Genomic DNA, 17,352 nt, shown 5'->3' with positions numbered 1-17,352 from the left:
CGTCCGGCCCGTTGTCGGTGCCGCGGGTCAATATGGAGGGATGAGCGGGCGCTGGGAGTTCTGGATCGACCGTGGCGGGACGTTCACCGATGTCGTCGGCCGGGATCCCGAGGGGTACCTGGTCACCCGCAAGCTGCTCTCCCACGACCCGGACCGCTACCGCGACGCCGCCGTGGCCGGAATCCGGGGGCTGCTGGGCCTCGGCCCGGCAGACCCGGTCCCCGCCGACCGGGTCGGCACGGTGAAGATCGGTACGACGGTCGCCACGAACGCCCTGCTGGAGCGGCGCGGCGAGCCGACCGTCCTGGTCATCACGGCAGGCTTCCGGGACGCCCTGCGCATCGCCTACCAGAACAGACCGAGGCTCTTCGACCGCCGCATCCTGCTGCCCGAAGCGGTGTACGAGCGGGTGATCGAGGTCCCCGAACGGATCGACGCCCACGGCCGGGTCGTGACACCCCTGGACCGGGACGTCGTGGCCGAGCGGCTGAAGGCCGCCCGGGCCGACGGCCTGCGCAGCGCGGCAGTCGTCCTGATGCACGGCTACCGCCACCCCGCGCACGAGAGCGCCGTGGCCGCCGCGGCCCGCGAGGCCGGCTTCGCCCAGGTCAGCTGCTCGCACGAGGTGAGCCCGCTGATCAAGCTCGTGCCACGCGGCGACACCACCGTCGTCGACGCCTACCTCTCGCCGATCCTGCGCCGGTACGTCGACGAGGTCGCCCGCGAACTCGACGGCATCCGGCTGATGTTCATGCAGTCCAATGGCGGGCTGCGCGAGGCATCCCACTTCCGCGGCAAGGACGCGGTGCTCTCCGGACCCGCCGGTGGCGTGGTCGGTATGGCCCGTACGTCCGGGCAGGCCGGATTCGACCGCGTCATCGGCTTCGACATGGGCGGCACATCCACCGATGTGTCGCACTACGCGGGCGAGTTCGAGCGCGAACTGGGCACACAGGTGGCCGGGGTGCGGATGCGCGCCCCCATGATGAACATCCACACCGTCGCGGCCGGCGGCGGCTCCGTCCTGCACTTCGACGGCCACCGCTACCGCGTCGGCCCCGACTCGGCGGGCGCGATCCCCGGCCCGGCCTGCTACCGCCGCGGCGGGCCGCTGACCGTCACCGACGCCAATGTGATGCTCGGCCGGGTCCAGCCCGCCCACTTCCCCGCCGTCTTCGGACCGGACGGCGACCTCCCGCTCGACGCGGACCTCGTCCGCGACCGCTTCGACGCGCTCGCCGAGGACGTGGCGCGCGCCACCGGGACGCGCCACACGGCGGCCGAGGTCGCCGCCGGATTCCTGGAGATCGCCGTGCTCAACATGGCGAACGCGGTCAAGAAGATCTCCGTGCAGCGCGGACACGACATCACCCGCTACGCCCTGACCGGCTTCGGCGGCGCCGGAGGCCAGCACGTCTGCGCCGTCGCCGACGCCCTCGGCATCGACACCGTCCTCGTACCGCCCCTGGCCGGCGTGCTGTCCGCGTACGGCATCGGTCTTGCCGACGCCACCGCGATGCGCGAACAGTCGGTGGAGGCGGAACTGAACGAGGCGACCCGGACCGCGGTGGGTGAACTCTGCGACGAACTGGCCGCCCGGACCCGCGCCGAACTGCGCGCCGACGCCATCCCCGACAGCGCGATCAGCACGCACGTCCGCGTGCTGCTCCGCTACGCCGGTACGGACTCCAGTCTGTCCGTCGGCCTGGACACCACGGCCGCCATGACCGAGGCGTTCACCGCCCAGCACCGCGCCCGCTACGCGTTCACCATGGACCGGCCCCTGGTCGTCGAGGCGGTGTCGGTCGAGGCGACCGGGACGGCGGGACAGCACCGACCGCCCCCCGCCGACCACACGCCCCGTGGGAGTGCCGAGCCTCAACCGCACGACCTCGTAAGGATGTTCTCCGACGGCCGATGGCAGGACACCCCGCTCCACCGCCGCGAGGAGCTGCACCCCGCGGACACCGTGACCGGACCCGCCGTGATCGCCGAGGCGGATGCCACCACCGTCGTCGACCCCGGCTGGCAGGCCGCTCTCACCGGCACCGGCCATCTGCTGCTCACCCGGGCCCGCCCGCGTCCGGACCGCACGGCCGTCGGCACCCGGGTCGACCCCGTCATGCTGGAGGTCTTCAACAACCTCTTCATGTCGATCGCTGAACAGATGGGCGTGCGCCTCGAGAACACGGCCCACTCCGTCAACATCAAGGAGCGGCTCGACTTCTCCTGCGCTCTGTTCGACGCGGACGGCAATCTCATCGCCAACGCCCCGCACATTCCCGTGCACCTCGGCTCGATGGGGGAGTCCATCAAGGAGGTGCTGCGGCGCAACGGCGGAGCGATGCGGCCCGGCGACGTGTACGCCATCAACGACCCGTACCACGGGGGCACACACCTGCCCGATGTGACCGTGGTGACACCCGTGTTCGACGTCGACGAGGGGCCCGAGCTACGGTTCCTGGTCGCCTCCCGCGGACACCACGCCGAGATCGGCGGCATCACCCCGGGCTCCATGCCCGCCTTCAGCCGCACCATCGACGAGGAAGGAGTGCGGTTCGACAACTGGCTTCTGGTACGGGACGGCAGATTCCGCGAAGACGAGACGCGCGAGCTGCTCACCACCGCCACGTACCCCTCCCGCGACCCGGACACCAACCTCGCCGATCTCCGCGCCCAGATCGCCGCCAACGAGAAGGGCATCGCCGAACTCCGGCGCATGGTGGAGCAGTTCGGTCCCGACGCCGTTGCCGCATACATGGGACACGTACAGGACAACGCCGAGGAGTCCGTCCGCCGGATCATCGCCGCACTGCACGACGGTACCTACCGTTACGAGACCGACAACGGCGCGGTCATCGAGGTCGCCCTCACCGTGGACACGGTGGCCCGAAGCGCGGTCGTCGACTTCACCGGCACCTCACCGCAGCAGCCGGGGAACTTCAACGCTCCGAAATCCGTGGTCATGGCGGCCGTGCTGTACGTCTTCCGGACCCTGGTCGCCGATGACATCCCCCTCAACAGCGGCTGCCTCAAGCCCCTGGAGGTCAGAATTCCGGAAGGCTCCATGCTGGCCCCCGTCCATCCGGCGGCCACCGTCGCGGGAAACGTGGAGACGTCCCAGGCCGTCACCGGCGCCCTGTACGCGGCGCTCGGCATCCAGGCCGAGGGTTCGGGCACCATGAACAACCTCACCTTCGGCAACGAACACGTCCAGTACTACGAGACGGTGGCGAGCGGCTCGGGCGCGGGCGACGGCTTCGACGGCGCCGACGCCGTACAGACCCATATGACCAACTCCCGCCTCACCGACCCCGAAGTCCTCGAATGGCGCTACCCCGTGCTGCTGGAGAGCTTCCGGGTACGGGACGGCAGCGGGGGCGGAGGGCGTTGGCACGGCGGCTGCGGCGTGGAGCGGCGCATCCGCTTCCTCGAACCCGTCACCGTGGCCCTGCTCTCCGGCCACCGCCGGGTGAGGCCGTACGGCATGGCGGGCGGCGAACCCGGCGCGCTGGGCGACCAGCACATCGAGCGCGCGGACGGCCGGACGGTCACACCGCTGCGCGGCTGCGACACCGCCGAGCTGGAGCGGGGGGACGTCCTGGTGCTCCGCACGCCGGGTGGCGGGGGCTACGGAACCCCGGAGCCCGGCGACGGCCGTACGGAGCCCGGCGACGGCCGTACCGAGCCCGGCGACGGCCGTACGGAGCGCGGCGACGGCCTGACCGGGCGTGGCGGCGGACAGTCGTGATGCCGCGGCCGGCTTCGGGCAAGGGGTCGCTTCTGCGCCGTTTCGACCGTTGTCAGTGTGAGGACCTAATCTGTGCAACGTGACTTCGCCTGCCTACACGGACATCGCTGCGCCCCAGCTCAGCGCGGGGCCGCGCCCCGCCCCGGGCCCGGCCGCCGACGAGGGGCTCTCGCGACGGCTGCGCGCGCTCGCCTGCACGGCTCCGCTGCACGACCTCGATGTGCGCAAGGCGAATCTGGCCGGTGAGTACAGCGTCTACGCTATGGCCGAGGTCGCGCTCGCCGCCATCGACCTGGTCACGCTCAACATGGACTTCGACACAGGGGCCGACCACGACCAGATAGTGACCAGGCTCCTTCCCCGCGTCGCCGCCCAGGCCCCCGGCCGCCCGGCCGCCGAACATGAGCGGGTCGCCCGCTGGGTGCTGGAGAACCTGATCAATGTCGGCAGCGTCGACCGCGGATTCCGTGCGGTATACGGAACTTTCGGACCCGATGGGGTGTATGTCCGGCGTGATTACGACTTCAAGCTGATCGAAGAGGTCCCGGGACACGGCGGCACCGTCTATCTCCGGGCCACCGACGAAGCGGTCAACGTCCTGGTCGGCGCCCTCGACACGGACGTCACCAGCGCCCAGATCGCCGCCGAGGTGAAGCTGGAGGTCCTCATCAGCCGGGGCCGCCTCGCGGACGCGCAGCTCGCCGCCGAACAGGCCCGCTACCGCACCGTGCAGTACGCGGAGACCCTCCGCAAGACGCTGGAGGCCACCCGGCGCAACGTCCGCGCCGTCGACTGGCTCAACGCCGTCCCCGACATGATCGCCGAGGCCCTCGACCACGTCGCCGACCGCTACCGCCACGAGAACGCGATCCTCACCAACATCCGCAAGGCGCGCGACGAGGCGGAGGAGCCCGAGCGAAAGCGGCGCGCCGCCGAGCTCGTCGACATAGTCAAGGACTGCATCCGCCGCCACACCCAACTGCAGTCCCGACTGCTGGAAGCCGGACCGCTGTTCCGCGCCGAACAGGACCGCCAGGCGTTCGCAGCCCCCACGGCCCGCAGCGGCCTCGATCTGTACGGCCAGCTGGTCGCCCCGCTGCTGCCGCTCCCCGTCGAACAGGCCATCCGCGTGACCGATGCCTTCTTCGCCCACGGCACCGGGCTGCGCACCCCCACCTCGGTACGGGTCGGCGACCTCGTCGAGATGCTGCTCACCCCGCCCCTGGAGCGGGAACGCCTGGGCGCCGAAATGCCCGAACCCGACCTGATCGCCACCCCGGACGACAGCAGGTTCAGCGAGGAGCAGCTCGCGAGCGCCATGGAACTCCTCGACCTGGAGCACGACGCCCCGCGCCGGCTCTCCGGGCTCCTCGCGGAGGCCCGACGCCGCGATCCCGAACTGCCCTACCTGGTCGCGCTGCTCGCGGTGCACGCCGCGAGCCCGCCGGTCGGCACCGCCTACCGGCAGGGCGAGCAGCGCCTGTTGTTCTCCGTCGACGACGGAACCCAGCTCGACGACCCGGAGTTCGGCGGCGCGGACCTGATAGTGGGCACGGCCCTGCTGGACGCGGCGGGAATGGCCGCGGACCGCTCGGAGGCGTCATGAACGGCGCGTCTGCGCACGTACCGCAGCCGCACACCGGCCAGGGGCGCCGTCGTCCCGCCGCCGGACCGGCCGGCACCACACCGCTCAGGACGGCTGCCGCGAGCGCCGGCGCCGTCCACCCCGTACCGAAGAGTTTCCGCAACAAGGAGCGACAGTCGTGAGCGACCACCGCGCAGAGCACGCCGACGAGTGGAGCGAGCCGACCGCCGCGTACGCGACCGAGAGCACGGCGCCCGCCGACCCGTCCGGGCCCGCCGCGACGACACCCGTCACCCCGGCCGACGCAGCCGACGCCGCCCGGCTCGTCGCCTTCGGACTGCAGCCCAAACTGCTGCCCGCGCGCGACGCCGAATACGCCGAACTACTCCGCCGCTACCGGGAGGAGCCCGCTTTCGCCCGGCTTGCCGACGCCGTGGCGACCGGGCTCGGCCTGGTCGTGCTGGAGGTGTCCACCCGCGCGGGCATGGCCGTGACCGCCGGTGAGGACTCGGTCTTCGCCGTCCGCATGGGCGACTACGCCCGCCGCGCCTCGTCCGACTCCGCCGACCGCTTCCTGCACGGGCTGGCGCACCTCGCCGTAGCCGCGATGGCCTTTCCCCGCCCCGAGGACCTCGCCGACGACGCGTACATCGGCCGGATCACCGTCAACGGCGTCGACTCGTTCGTCCGCCAGGCCTGCCACCGCCTGGAGGAACGGGCCGAGGAGCACGGCGACAACACCGACCCGGCCACCGACGCCCCCGGACTGGAGGCGGCCTGGCGGACCTACGCCAGGCGCAGCTCCACCGGAGCCACGAAGGACGCCCGGAGGCTGGCCGGCTCCACCACGGGCATCGTCGGCAAGGCCGTCGCCTTCCTCACCGACTCCGGCTTCCTCCAGCGCACCGGGGACGACGCCGGAGGCGCCTTCCGCACCACCGCCCGCTACCAGCTCCAGGTCCGCGACATGGCAGGCAGCGCCGCCATGGCCGAATTCCTGGAACTCGGAGTCGTACCCGTCACCGACGGAACGGCGACGCTCCTGCCGCCGCCCGCCCCCGACGACCTGGAGCTGGCCGTCGACGCCGGTCTGCCGTTCCACGCCTGACCGTCCCGCCCCGCCACCACCGTCTCCCCCCCGCTGCCTGAACGACGAGAGTCCGCCGCCATGTACGAGCTGTCCCGGGTCCGCCTCTACTCCATCGGGCCGGCCGGTGCGCGCTACGCCGACACCGTGCTCGACCTGCGCGGAGTGGGCGAGCCCGTGCCCCGTCCCGCCCCGGCCCAGGCGGAGTTCTTCGAGGAGGAGCCGGTCGGCCCGCCGCGCCGCCCCGCCCCCGCCGGGGTGCTCTTCCTGGAGAACGGCGGCGGCAAGTCGGTGCTGCTGAAGCTGATCTTCTCCGTGATGCTGCCCGGCCACCGCAACACCCTCGGCGGCGCCAGCTCCGGCGTACTGCGCAAGTTTCTCCTCGCCGACGACTGCGGGCATGTCGCCCTGGAATGGCAGCACACCCTCACCGGCGAGTGCGTGGTCGTCGGCAAGGTCAGCGAGTGGCGTGGACGCCAGGTCTCCAACGACCCGCGGAAGTTCGCCGAGGCCTGGTACTCCTTCCGCCCCGGTCCCGGGCTCAGCCTGGACTCCCTGCCGGTCGCCGAGGCCACTTCCGTGCACCGCCCGGTCGAAGGCGTCTCCGGCGCGCAGGGCCGACGGCGCACGATGAAGGGCTTCCGCGACGCCCTGACCGAGGCGGGCAAGTTCTACCAGCACCTCGATGTGCACTGGGAAGAGATCCACGACCGCTGGAACGAGCACCTCGGAGACCTCGGCCTCGACCCCGAACTCTTCCGCTACCAGCGCGAGATGAACGCCGACGAGGGCGAGGCAGCGGGCCTCTTCGCGGTCAAGAAGGACTCCGACTTCACCGACCTGCTCCTGCGCGCCGTCACGGACACCCGCGACACGGACGGCCTCGCCGACCTGGTGAGCGGCTTCGGCAACAAGCTGGGCCGCCGCGCCGAACTGACCGCGGAGCGCGACTTCACCGCAGGCTCGGTCGATCTGCTCGGCCGGATCGTCGAGGCCACCGGCACCCGTTCCCGCGCCCGCGACATCCACGCGGGGGCCGAGCGCCGCACCCGCACGCTCGCCCGCAGGCTCTCCGCCCGCGCCGGCCAGGAGCGTGGCCGGGCCGCCGAGCTGGCCCAGCAGGTCACGGGCGCGGCCCACACCGTCACCACCGCCGAGCAGGCCCGTAGCCGCAGCGCCCTGATCGCGGCCGAACTGGCCTACCGGCACGCCTCCCTGGCCCTGACCGCGGCGGAAAAGAGCGCCGCCGCCCAGCGCCGCGAACTGGGCGATGCCCGCACCCTGTACTCCGCCTGGCAGGCCGCCGAGGCCGTACTGCGCCACCGCGCCGCCGCCGACCGCTCCGCACGGGTCGCCGTCGCCATTCGCGAGGCCGAGCGGGACGCCGCGCCCGCGCTCGCCGCCCGCGCCCGGGCAGCCGCCGATCTCGTACGGGCCCTGCACACCGCGGCGGAGGCCGGTGAGACGCTGGCCAACGAGGAGGAGGAGCGCTCCGACACGCTCCAGACGGCGGGGGAGACCGCGCACCGCGACGCCACCACCGCCGCGACCGAGGCCCAGCGCGCCCGCAGCGAGGCCGGACACCTGCGCCAGCGCCTCGCCGAGGTCGAGCAGGAGACAGCGGAGGCGGTACGGGCCGGCTGGCTCGAGAACACCGCGCCGGACGCCGACCCGGCCCGCGCGGCCCTCGCCGCGAGCGACGCCGAGCAGTCCGCCGTCGCCGCGTGGGACACGGCGCGGGAGGCCGCCCGCGCGGCAGCCGACCTGGCCAGGGACGCCACAGCCGCCGAGAGCCGCGCCGAACTGGCGGCGGCGCGCGCCGCCGATGCCGCACAGGCGGCGGAACAGTCGTACGAGGCCGAGCTCAGGGCCGCCGAGTCGATCGCCGCCGACCACCGTCTGGCCGACCTGCTCGGCCTGCCGTCCGCGCATGGCACCGGCGTACCCAGGCCCCGCCGCGGTGCGGCCGGCCCGGAGACGGCCCCCGACGCCCCGCACGGCGCGGACCACCAGGACCGGCAGCAGGATCACGCCGGTCAGCCGGGCCAGGGCGACCACGCGGGCCGGGGCGGCCGGGCAGGTCGACCCGGCCAGTCCGCGTACGGCTCGCACACCGTCACGGCCGAGCAGTCGGCCGCCCGCGAACAGCCGTTCACCGCCGAGGAGCTCGACCGGAGCGCCGACGAACTGCGTGAGCTGCTCGACCAGGGCATCGCCTCCGCCGAACGTCGCCTCTTCGAACTGCGCACCACAGCCGCCGACGACTCCCGCATCCTCGGCGCGCTCGGCGACGGCGGTCTGCTGCCGCCCGGCCCCGACGTCCTCGCCACCGTCGAGTATCTCGGCGAACACGGCATCCCGGCCCTGCCCGGCTGGCGCTACCTCGCCCAGGCCGTCGACCCCGCCGACCACGCGTCCGTGCTCGCCGCCCGTCCCGAGCTCGTCGACGGCGTGATCATCACCGACCCCGATTCGCACGCCCGCGCCCGCGAGGTCCTGAGCAGCGCCGCCCTGCTGCCGCGTTCCGCCGTCGCCGTGGGCACCGCCGCCGCGCTGCTGGCACCCGTCCCCACCACCGGCTCGGCCGCGAGCACGGAAGGGGTGTTCCTCGTCCCGCCGAACCCGGCGATGCACGACGAGCACGCCGCCGACGAGGAGCGGCAGGCCCTCAGGAGCAGGGCCGCCGCCCGCGACGAGGACATCCGTACCCTCGCGGCCCGTCTCACGGCCGACCGCTCCCTTGCCGCCCGGATCGGTTCGTGGCGCGCCGACTGCCCGCCCGGCATGCTCGCCGAACTCGCCGAGGCCGCCCGTACCGCCCGAACGGCCGCCGAGACGGCGCAGGCAGTGCTCGCCGAGGCCCGTACCGCGCGTGCCGAGGCCGACGAGGCCGCCGCGGACACCGCCCGTGTCCGCGACGAACGCCAGGAGGCCGCTCAGCGCGCCCGCCGCGCCGCCGACGCGCTCGCGGGCCTCGCCTTCCGGCTCCGCGAACGGGCGGGCTGGCAGGTGAAGCTGCGCGAACTGATCGATGAAGCAGCCGAGTCGGAGGCCCGCGCCACCGTCTGCCTGGAACGGGCCCGCGCCGCCGACGAGGACCGCCGGGCCGCCCAGCGCGCCGCCGACGACGCCCGGCGCACGGCCCGCGCGCTGCGCGCCGAACGAGCCGAGATCGCGGGCGCGCCCGAGCATCTGCCGGAGCCCGGGACGGACACCCCGCGCCCCGCGCTCCCGGCGCTGCGGGAGGCCTACCGGGCCGCGTCCCAGCTGTACGAGAAGGTGGGCGTCGGCGCCGACCTCCGCGCCGAACAGGCCCGCGCCGAGAGCGACGAGAGCGCCGCACTCGCCGAGCTGGACCGGCTCACCAACAAGGTCCGCACCCGCGCCGCCCAGCTTCTCGAAGGCACGGACGGCGCCGACGGACCCTCCCGGCAGGCGGCCGCCGCCCGCGCCGAGTCCCTGGTCCAGCTCCTGGAGACCAGGGCCTCCACCGCCAGCGAGCAGCTGGGCCGGCTGCGCGGCGAGGCCGAGCGCCTGGCCCCGGTCGACGGCGAGACCCACCACACCGAACTCCCGGACGAGCTGGTCCCGGCCGACGCCGAGCAGGCCCCGACCCTCCTGCGTACCGCCACGGCCGAACTGGCCTCCGCCACCGCGACCCTGGACACCGCCCGCGCGGCCCACGCCGAGCTGCTGCACGCCCACCGCACCGCCGAGGACTCGGCGGGCGGCTTCGACGAGACCGCGGCACTCCTGCGCGACCTCCTCAGGGACCACGGCGCGGACGACGACACCGGGGCTCCCGAGCCGTACCCGGGCAGCCTCGACGAGGCCCGGCAGTCCGCCGCCGAGGCCCGCCGTTCACTGCGTGGCTGCGCCACCGACCTGTCCGCCGCCGAAAGCGCCGTACGGGAAGCGAGCGACGTCCTCGTACGGCACGCCAACTCCACCCGTTACGAACAGGTCCGCACCCCCGCCCGCCAGCAGATCCGCGAGCTGCCGGCCGCGGCGCTGCCCGAGCACGCCGAGAAGTGGGCCGCCGCCTTCGCGCCCCGGCTCCGGGTCCTCACCGACGAACTTGTCCAGCTGGAGCGCAACCGCGACTCCATCGTCTCCCGGCTCCGCGGCCTCGTGGAGTCCGCGCTCACCACGCTGCGCTCCGCCCAGCGGCTCTCCCAGCTCCCCGAAGGACTGGGGGAGTGGTCCGGCCAGGAGTTCCTCCGGATCCGCTTCGAGGAACCCGACCAGGCGACGCTCACGGAGCGACTCGGCGAAGTCGTCGACGAGGCCACCCGCGCCGCGCTCAAGAAGAACTCCGATCTGAGGAGGGACGGCATGTCCCTTCTGCTGCGCGGTGTGCAGGCGGCGCTGGAGCCCAAGGGCATCGCCGTGGAGATCCTCAAGCCGGACGCGGTGCTCCGCGCCGAGCGCGTCCCGGTCGGACAGATGGGCGACGTCTTCTCCGGTGGCCAGCTGCTCACCGCCGCCATCGCCCTGTACTGCACGATGGCCGCACTGCGCAGCAACGACCGGGGCCGTGACCGCCATCAGCACCGGCACGCGGGCACGCTCTTCCTGGACAACCCCATCGGCCGCGCCAACGCCACCTATCTGCTGGAACTTCAGCGTGCGGTGTCGGACGCCCTCGGTGTACAGCTGCTCTACACGACCGGTCTGTTCGACACGACGGCCCTCGCCGAATTCCCGCTGGTGATCCGGTTGCGCAATGACGCGGACCTGCGGGCCGGGCTGAAATACATCAGCGTGGAGGAGCACCTTCGCCCCGGGCTTCCGCAGCAGGACCCGAACGGCGAGACGGTGCACGGCGAGATCACCGCCACCCGCATGTTCAAGCGCTCCACGACACCGCCCGACACCGCCCGGACACCCTCCCTGAACCCGTCCGACGAGTAACGACGAGCATCAGGGCGTAAGCGGCAAGAAGCGAGAGCCCCGCCCCCGGCCCGATCCACCACACGGGCCGGGCACCGGACGGGCCTGCACCGCTCAACCCGACGCCGCTCAACCCGGCACTGCTCGGGCCCGGCACTGGTCGGGCCCGGCACTGCTCAACCCGGCACTGCTCAACCCGGCACTGCTCAACCCGGCACTGCTCAACCCGGCACTGCTCAACCCGGCACTGCTCGGGCCCGGCGCCGCTCAGGCCCGCGAGAGGCTGCTCGCGCCCCGGCGGCGTATTCGTGCATCGTCCCGCTGCGCGGACCGCGCCGCTCGCCGTGCTCTGCGCCGCTCGCGACGCAACTGCCGCGCCGAACTGCTCGGCACGGAGACCACACCGTTGCGCTGGTTCCAGACCTGTCGGGTGACCCAGACATCCAGCACCGACCAGGTCGCGGCCACCGTGCTGCCCACACTGCTCAGCATCAGCGGAAAAGACAGCCAGGACTCCGTCAGCGTGCACAGGAACGCCACCATGGCCTGGATGATCGTCAGCGACATGATGAGCACGGCACGCACGGCAGCCGTACGGACCGGGTCCGGCATCCGCCGACGTGTCGCGGGCTCTTCCACCCAGAGCTGCCGACGCTCCTGACGTGGGATCTTCGCCCCGCCGGTCGCCGCCGAGGTCGCCGCCGCGACCGGTGCGGACGACACCGGGCTCCGAAGCTCTTCCGTATCCAAGGACTCTCAACTCCCCACCGCTGTCCGACTTCAGGGTTGCTGCCCGGCATGCGCCGTTTCTACGCGGGCGGATCGGACCATCCTGCCCTGAGCACTCCCCGTGTTCCCCCTGCCCCCGTACAGAGAGACGAGTGACCGGCCGAGAAGATTCCCTCGAACCGTCATCGAACGAAGAATTCCAGCCAACTGCCCTCCGGGACAGTGCGGTGCGCTGACCGGAGTCTTCTGCCGCTTTCGCGAATTTCATAGCCCGGAATACCCGGACAACTCCTGATCGACGCCAGGGAGTGAGGCTGAAAAACACCCCGGAAATCTCTTCGAGTTGGCTCGCCGTCAGTAGTAGGCTCACGCCGTTTGTTGACGGAACACGACCCCTGACCCGAGGGGTCGGTATGGGGGAGGCCATGCGCTTTCGCGGGAAGTCCATCCGCAGGAAGATCGTGGCGCTGCTGTTGGTGCCGCTCGTCTCCCTCACCGGGCTCTGGGGATTCGCCACTTTTCTGACGGGGCGTGAGGCAAGCCGCCTGATGAGCGCGAGCACCATCGTGGAGAAGGTCGGCCATCCTCTGGAGGACGTCGTCCGCGCCATTCAGGACGAGCGTCGTCAGACCCTGGTCTTTCTCGCCGACCCGAGGGCGTCCAACGCCCTCCCCCTCCTGCAGCGCCAACGAGCGGCCACCGACCGCGTCGTGGCGGACGTCCAGGACAGCGCACGGCAGAAGGACATTCGCGACGCCCTGCGGCCCGAGGACGAAACACAGCTGAACTCGGTTCTCGGCACGGTCGAGGGTCTCGGCGCGCTCCGCGATTCGGTCGAGAAACGCACCATCGACCGGCTGAAGGCGATGGAGTTCTACAACCGGCTCATAGACCCTTGTTACCGCTTTCTGACCGGGCTCCGCACGATGGAGAACGTGTCGATGGACAAGCAGGTCCGCGCGCTGGTCGGCATCTCACGAGCCCGCGAATTACTCTCCCGCGAAGACGCCCTGGTCGCCTCGGCGCTCATCACCGGCCGGCTCACCGCCTCCGAACTGCGCCAGATCTCCGACCTCGTGGCCAATCGCAAGCTGCTCTACGAGATCAATGGCGAGATGCTTCCCTCGTCGGAGCGTCAACGCGTCGCGCAGTTCTGGGCGAGCCCGGACAGCGAAGCGCTGCGGACCGCGGAGAGCACACTCATCAATGGCGGTCCCACCCAGGACCCGCGCGCGGTCGACGCCGAGCGCTGGCAGGAGGTGGCCCCGTCCGTCCTCGACCGGCTGGCCAACGACTCCACCGAGATGAGCAACCGCTTCCAGGACCGCGGCAAGCCGGCCGGCTACAGCGTCCTGATCAAGGCAGGTATCGCGGGCGTCCTCGGCTTCCTCGCCCTGATCGCCTCGGTGTTCGTCTCCGTACGCATCGGCCGAGAACTCATCCGTGACCTCTCCCGGCTCCGCAAGGACGCCCATGAGGTCTCCGGCGTACGGCTGCCGAGCGTGATGCGCCGTCTCGCCGCCGGTGAACAGGTCGACGTCGAGACCGAGGCACCACACCTCCAGTACGAACGGGACGAGATCGGCCAGGTCGGCCAGGCACTCAACACCCTGCAACGGGCCGCCGTCGAAGCCGCGGTCAAGCAGGCGGACATGCGACGCGGCGTGTCCGAGGTCTTCGTCAATCTCGCCCGCCGCAACCAGGTGTTGCTGCACCGGCAGTTGACGCTCCTGGACACCATGGAGCGCCGCACCGAGGACACCGATGAACTCGCGGACCTCTTCCGCCTCGACCACCTCACCACTCGCATGCGACGCCATGCCGAGGGGCTGGTGATCCTCTCCGGCGCCGCGCCGTCCCGCCAGTGGCGCAAGCCGATCCAGCTGATGGACGTGGTACGGGCAGCAGTCGCCGAGGTCGAGGACTACGAGCGGATCGAGGTCCGCCGACTGCCCCGCATCGGTGTGGGCGGGCCCGCCGTCGCCGACCTCACCCATCTGATCGCCGAACTCCTGGAGAACGCCACCGTGTTCTCGCCCCCGCACACCGCGGTGCAGGTGCTCGGCGAACGCGTCGCCAACGGCTTCACGCTCGAAATCCACGACCGGGGCCTCGGCATGGCTCCCGATGTCCTCCTGGACGCCAACCTGAGGCTCGCCGAAACCCCCGAGTTCGAGCTCTCCGACACCGACCGGCTCGGCCTCTTCGTGGTCAGCCGCCTCGCCCAGCGGCAGAAAGTCCGGGTCTCGCTGCAGACCTCTCCGTACGGTGGCACGACCGCCGTCGTCTTCATCCCCGCGGCGCTGCTCACCGACGCCCCGGACACCCATGGCACCGGATTCCGCCTCGACCGCCGGTCCGAGAAGGCGTTCGGCAGCGACGGCAAGGCGGCGGGCCAGGGACCGGGCAGTGACAAGGACCGCAGGGACGGCGTTCCGGACCGCCGGGCCACCGGCAGGCCCTCCGGCCTCGCCCCCGTGCCCACCGGTCTCGTGGACCCGGCCCTTCTGGACGGTCCCGTGGAGCTCGAAGGGCCCTTGGGAGGGCTGGGCTTCGAGAACGACCCCGTGGTCGATCCCCTCCTGGAACCCCTGCTGGGCGGCGCGTCCGACATCGACGACACCGAGAGCGAACGCGGCGGCAGCTTCCGGGCCCGCGACCTCCGCCGCGACGGGGACCACGAACAGCACCAGCAGGCATCCGACCAGGCGGGCCGGCCCGAGGCCGGGGTACGGACGATGCGCCCGGGCGGCCCGGCGCCGCTGCCCCGCCGTAAACCGCCGACCCTGGTCACCGACAACGGCCGCCGGGTCGACGAGGCGGGCCGCGCCCACCCCACGACCGCCGAGCACGACGGCTCACCCGGCCCCGAGGCTCCCGTTACGGACGCCGGGATCAGGCCCTCGGCCGCCGGCCCGTGGCACTCCGCCGCCGACACCGGTGGGCCCACCGGGCCCAGAGAGCCCACCGGCTTCCGGAAACCCACCGAGCCCGCCCCGGCGGCACAGTCCGCCGCACCCGACGAACCCCCGCCTCCGGCAGCCCCGAACGCGGCCCCCGAGACAGTGGGCGGCCTGCCCCGGCGCATCCGGCAGGCGAGCCTCGCCCCGCAGCTCCGCGAGGTCTCCGGCGGCCGCGATGCGGAGCCGTCCCGTTCGGAGCCGGACCAGGACTTCGAACGCGACGCGGACGAGGTACGCAGCCGTATGGCTTCGCTCCAACGTGGCTGGCAGCGCGGCCGGCGGCAGAACGCCGAGGACGTGACCGGCCCCAGTGACACAGCACAAGGAACCACTCCGGGAGGGGACGGTCGATGACCGCACCGAACGCCGCAGCACCCGACGCCGCACGCCAGGGCTCCGACCGGCTGAACTGGCTGCTCGACGAACTCGTCGAGCGCGTCGCCAGCATCCACAAGGCACTGGTGCTCTCCAGCGACGGCCTCGCCACCGGTACGTCCGAGGGCCTGACGCGCGAGGACAGTGAACATCTGGCAGCCGTCGCCTCCGGATTCCACAGCCTCGCCAAGGGAGTGGGACGCCACTTCGAGGCGGGCAGAGTTCGTCAGACCGTCGTCGAACTCGACGAGGTGTTCCTCTTCGTCACGGCGGCCGGTGACGGCAGCTGCCTGGCCGTGCTGGCCGATGCCGACTCCGACGTCGGCCAGGTGGCGTACGAGATGACGCTGATGGTCAAGCGCGTCGGTGCCCACCTGGCCAACGCTCCCCGGACGACCGGATCGGCCGCCGGGAGGTGAGTGGACGGCATGAGCGCTGACTCCTTCAGATCCCCGGCCACGCCCACGGGCCCCGCATCGCGCTGGTACGACGCCGATGCGGGGCCCGTGGTCCGTCCGTACGCGATGACCAGGGGCCGTACCAGCAGCGCCTCCCGTCATCGGCTCGACCTGATCGCGGTCGTCGTCCCCGAACCCGCGGCTGACGACCCCGGCCGGGACCAGACGCTCTCCCCGGAACATGTGGAGATCGTCGAACTCTGCAGTGACATGCCCCAGTCGATCGCCGAGCTCGCGGCCGGCCTGGACCTCCCCGTAGGGGTGGTCCGGGTACTGGTAGGTGATCTCGTCGAGGACGAGCTGGTGCACGTAACCCGTCCCGTTCCGCCGGCGGAGCTGCCGGACGTGAACATTCTTCGCGAGGTGATCAATGGCCTTCGGGCGCTCTAGCCGCAACAGGCGGCCCGTTGAGCCCGTTACCCTGAAAATCCTGGTGGCGGGCGGCTTCGGAGTGGGCAAGACGACTCTGGTCGGTGCGGTCAGTGAGATCAGGCCGCTGCGTACGGAGGAGAGACTCAGCGAGGCGGGCCGTCCGGTGGACGACCTGGCGGGCGTGGAGGCGAAGACCACCACCACCGTGGCCATGGACTTCGGCCGGATCACCCTCCGCGAGGACCTGGTGCTGTACCTCTTCGGCACCCCGGGGCAGGACCGTTTCTGGTTCCTGTGGGACGAACTGGCTCAGGGCGCGCTGGGCGCGGTCGTGCTCGCGGACACCCGGCGGCTGCAGGACTGCTTCGCGGCGGTCGACTACTTCGAGCGCCGTGCGATTCCGTTCGCCGTCGCCGTCAACTGCTTCGAGGGAGCCGGCGAGTTCGCCACCGAGACGGTACAGGCGGCACTGGACCTCGACCCCGAGGTCCCGGTTGTCATGTGCGACGCACGCGACCGCTCCTCCGCTCGGGACGTGCTGGTGACGGTCGTCGAGCATGCGCTGGCCCGCGTCGAGCACCCCCGCGAGCCCGCCACGACGTAACGGTCCGTACAGCGAGGACAGCGAGGACAGCGAGGACAGCGAGGACAGCGAGGCAACGCGGCCCGCACCCCCGCCGACCGGGGTACGGGCCGCGCGTCTCTGCCTGACCGAGCAAGGATTTTTCCGCTGGCGTGATGGGCCGTCAAGGCTGCTGACAGCAGCGGTCAGCGCTTGTCGGCGAGCGACTTGGCGGCGGTCTGAGCCAGCTCCCGGTCGCGGCCCGCCAGCATCATCCGGATCATCTGTACGTCGCCCCGCAGTGACCAGGCCGGATGCCCGAAGGTGGCCGGATTGTTCTTCTCGATCAGGAAGTGTGCGGGCCAGGCGGTCCCGTACCCGATCAGCGGCAACGCGGCCGCGTACCTCTTGCGTCCTCGCGCCAGGCCGTACGCGGTGACCGCGAGCCCGGTGAGGGTGCCGGTCAGATGGACCCAGCGGGTCGCGGCCCGGGAGTGCATCGCGACGTAGTAGGGCCAGAACTCTTCGTAGGAATCGAATGTCTGTTGTGGCATACGGGCACCGTAATGGCTCGGGC

At 72.0% G+C, this 17,352-nt stretch carries 11 protein-coding genes; 9 read left to right on the top strand and 2 right to left on the bottom strand.

Annotated elements, in window-relative coordinates; translation table 11 throughout:
- Positions 1–40 precede the first annotated feature (40 nt).
- The 5 genes from OH735_RS05535 (at position 41) to OH735_RS05515 (ending at position 11,337) form a co-directional block, all read left to right on the top strand.
- Positions 41–3,751 (top strand): hydantoinase B/oxoprolinase family protein, encoded by a 3,711-nt coding sequence (locus OH735_RS05535; RefSeq protein WP_406379956.1) that lies wholly within the window; start codon positions 41–43, stop codon positions 3,749–3,751.
- Between the two features lie 79 nt (positions 3,752–3,830).
- Complete coding sequence (locus OH735_RS05530; RefSeq protein WP_406379954.1) at positions 3,831–5,357, top strand: hypothetical protein; 1,527 nt, start codon at positions 3,831–3,833, stop codon at positions 5,355–5,357.
- Complete coding sequence (locus OH735_RS05525) at positions 5,354–5,518, top strand: hypothetical protein (protein WP_406379953.1); 165 nt, start codon at positions 5,354–5,356, stop codon at positions 5,516–5,518. Before OH735_RS05530 ends, OH735_RS05525 begins: the two co-directional genes overlap by 4 nt.
- Positions 5,515–6,444, top strand: coding sequence for a hypothetical protein (locus OH735_RS05520; protein WP_406379951.1), 930 nt, complete (start codon positions 5,515–5,517; stop codon positions 6,442–6,444). Before OH735_RS05525 ends, OH735_RS05520 begins: the two co-directional genes overlap by 4 nt.
- A gap of 60 nt (positions 6,445–6,504) precedes the next feature.
- Entirely contained in the window at positions 6,505–11,337 is a 4,833-nt protein-coding gene (locus tag OH735_RS05515; protein WP_406379949.1) for a hypothetical protein, read from the top strand.
- 246 nt (positions 11,338–11,583) lie between these two features.
- Here OH735_RS05515 and OH735_RS05510 read toward each other — a convergent pair whose 3' ends face one another.
- The gene (locus OH735_RS05510) at positions 11,584–12,039 is read right to left on the bottom strand and encodes a hypothetical protein (protein ID WP_406379947.1); all 456 of its coding nucleotides are present in this window, start codon (positions 12,037–12,039) and stop codon (positions 11,584–11,586) included.
- A gap of 431 nt (positions 12,040–12,470) precedes the next feature.
- Here OH735_RS05510 and OH735_RS05505 point away from each other — a divergent pair, with 431 nt between their 5' ends.
- From OH735_RS05505 to OH735_RS05490, 4 genes are read left to right on the top strand one after another with little or no spacing between them, the layout of a single operon-like run.
- Positions 12,471–15,362, top strand: coding sequence for a nitrate- and nitrite sensing domain-containing protein (locus tag OH735_RS05505; RefSeq protein ID WP_406379945.1), 2,892 nt, complete (start codon positions 12,471–12,473; stop codon positions 15,360–15,362).
- On the top strand, positions 15,359–15,802 hold the full coding sequence (locus OH735_RS05500) for a roadblock/LC7 domain-containing protein (RefSeq protein ID WP_406379943.1): 444 nt from the start codon (positions 15,359–15,361) through the stop codon (positions 15,800–15,802). Before OH735_RS05505 ends, OH735_RS05500 begins: the two co-directional genes overlap by 4 nt.
- Before the next feature lie 9 nt (positions 15,803–15,811).
- On the top strand, positions 15,812–16,231 hold the full coding sequence (locus tag OH735_RS05495; protein WP_406379941.1) for a DUF742 domain-containing protein: 420 nt from the start codon (positions 15,812–15,814) through the stop codon (positions 16,229–16,231).
- Positions 16,212–16,817: a GTP-binding protein gene (locus tag OH735_RS05490; RefSeq protein ID WP_406379939.1), complete on the top strand. Its 606-nt coding sequence runs from the start codon at positions 16,212–16,214 to the stop codon at positions 16,815–16,817. Before OH735_RS05495 ends, OH735_RS05490 begins: the two co-directional genes overlap by 20 nt.
- A gap of 164 nt (positions 16,818–16,981) precedes the next feature.
- Here OH735_RS05490 and OH735_RS05485 read toward each other — a convergent pair whose 3' ends face one another.
- Positions 16,982–17,329: an Mpo1-like protein gene (locus OH735_RS05485; protein WP_406379937.1), complete on the bottom strand. Its 348-nt coding sequence runs from the start codon at positions 17,327–17,329 to the stop codon at positions 16,982–16,984.
- Between the last annotated feature and the right edge of the window lie 23 nt (positions 17,330–17,352).

Origin of the sequence: Streptomyces sp. NBC_01618, from assembly GCF_045209435.1 — a bacterium.
Lineage (GTDB): Bacteria > Actinomycetota > Actinomycetes > Streptomycetales > Streptomycetaceae > Streptomyces.
Note: the sequence above shows the minus strand (reverse complement) of the source record. Positions and strands in the feature narration are given on the sequence as shown.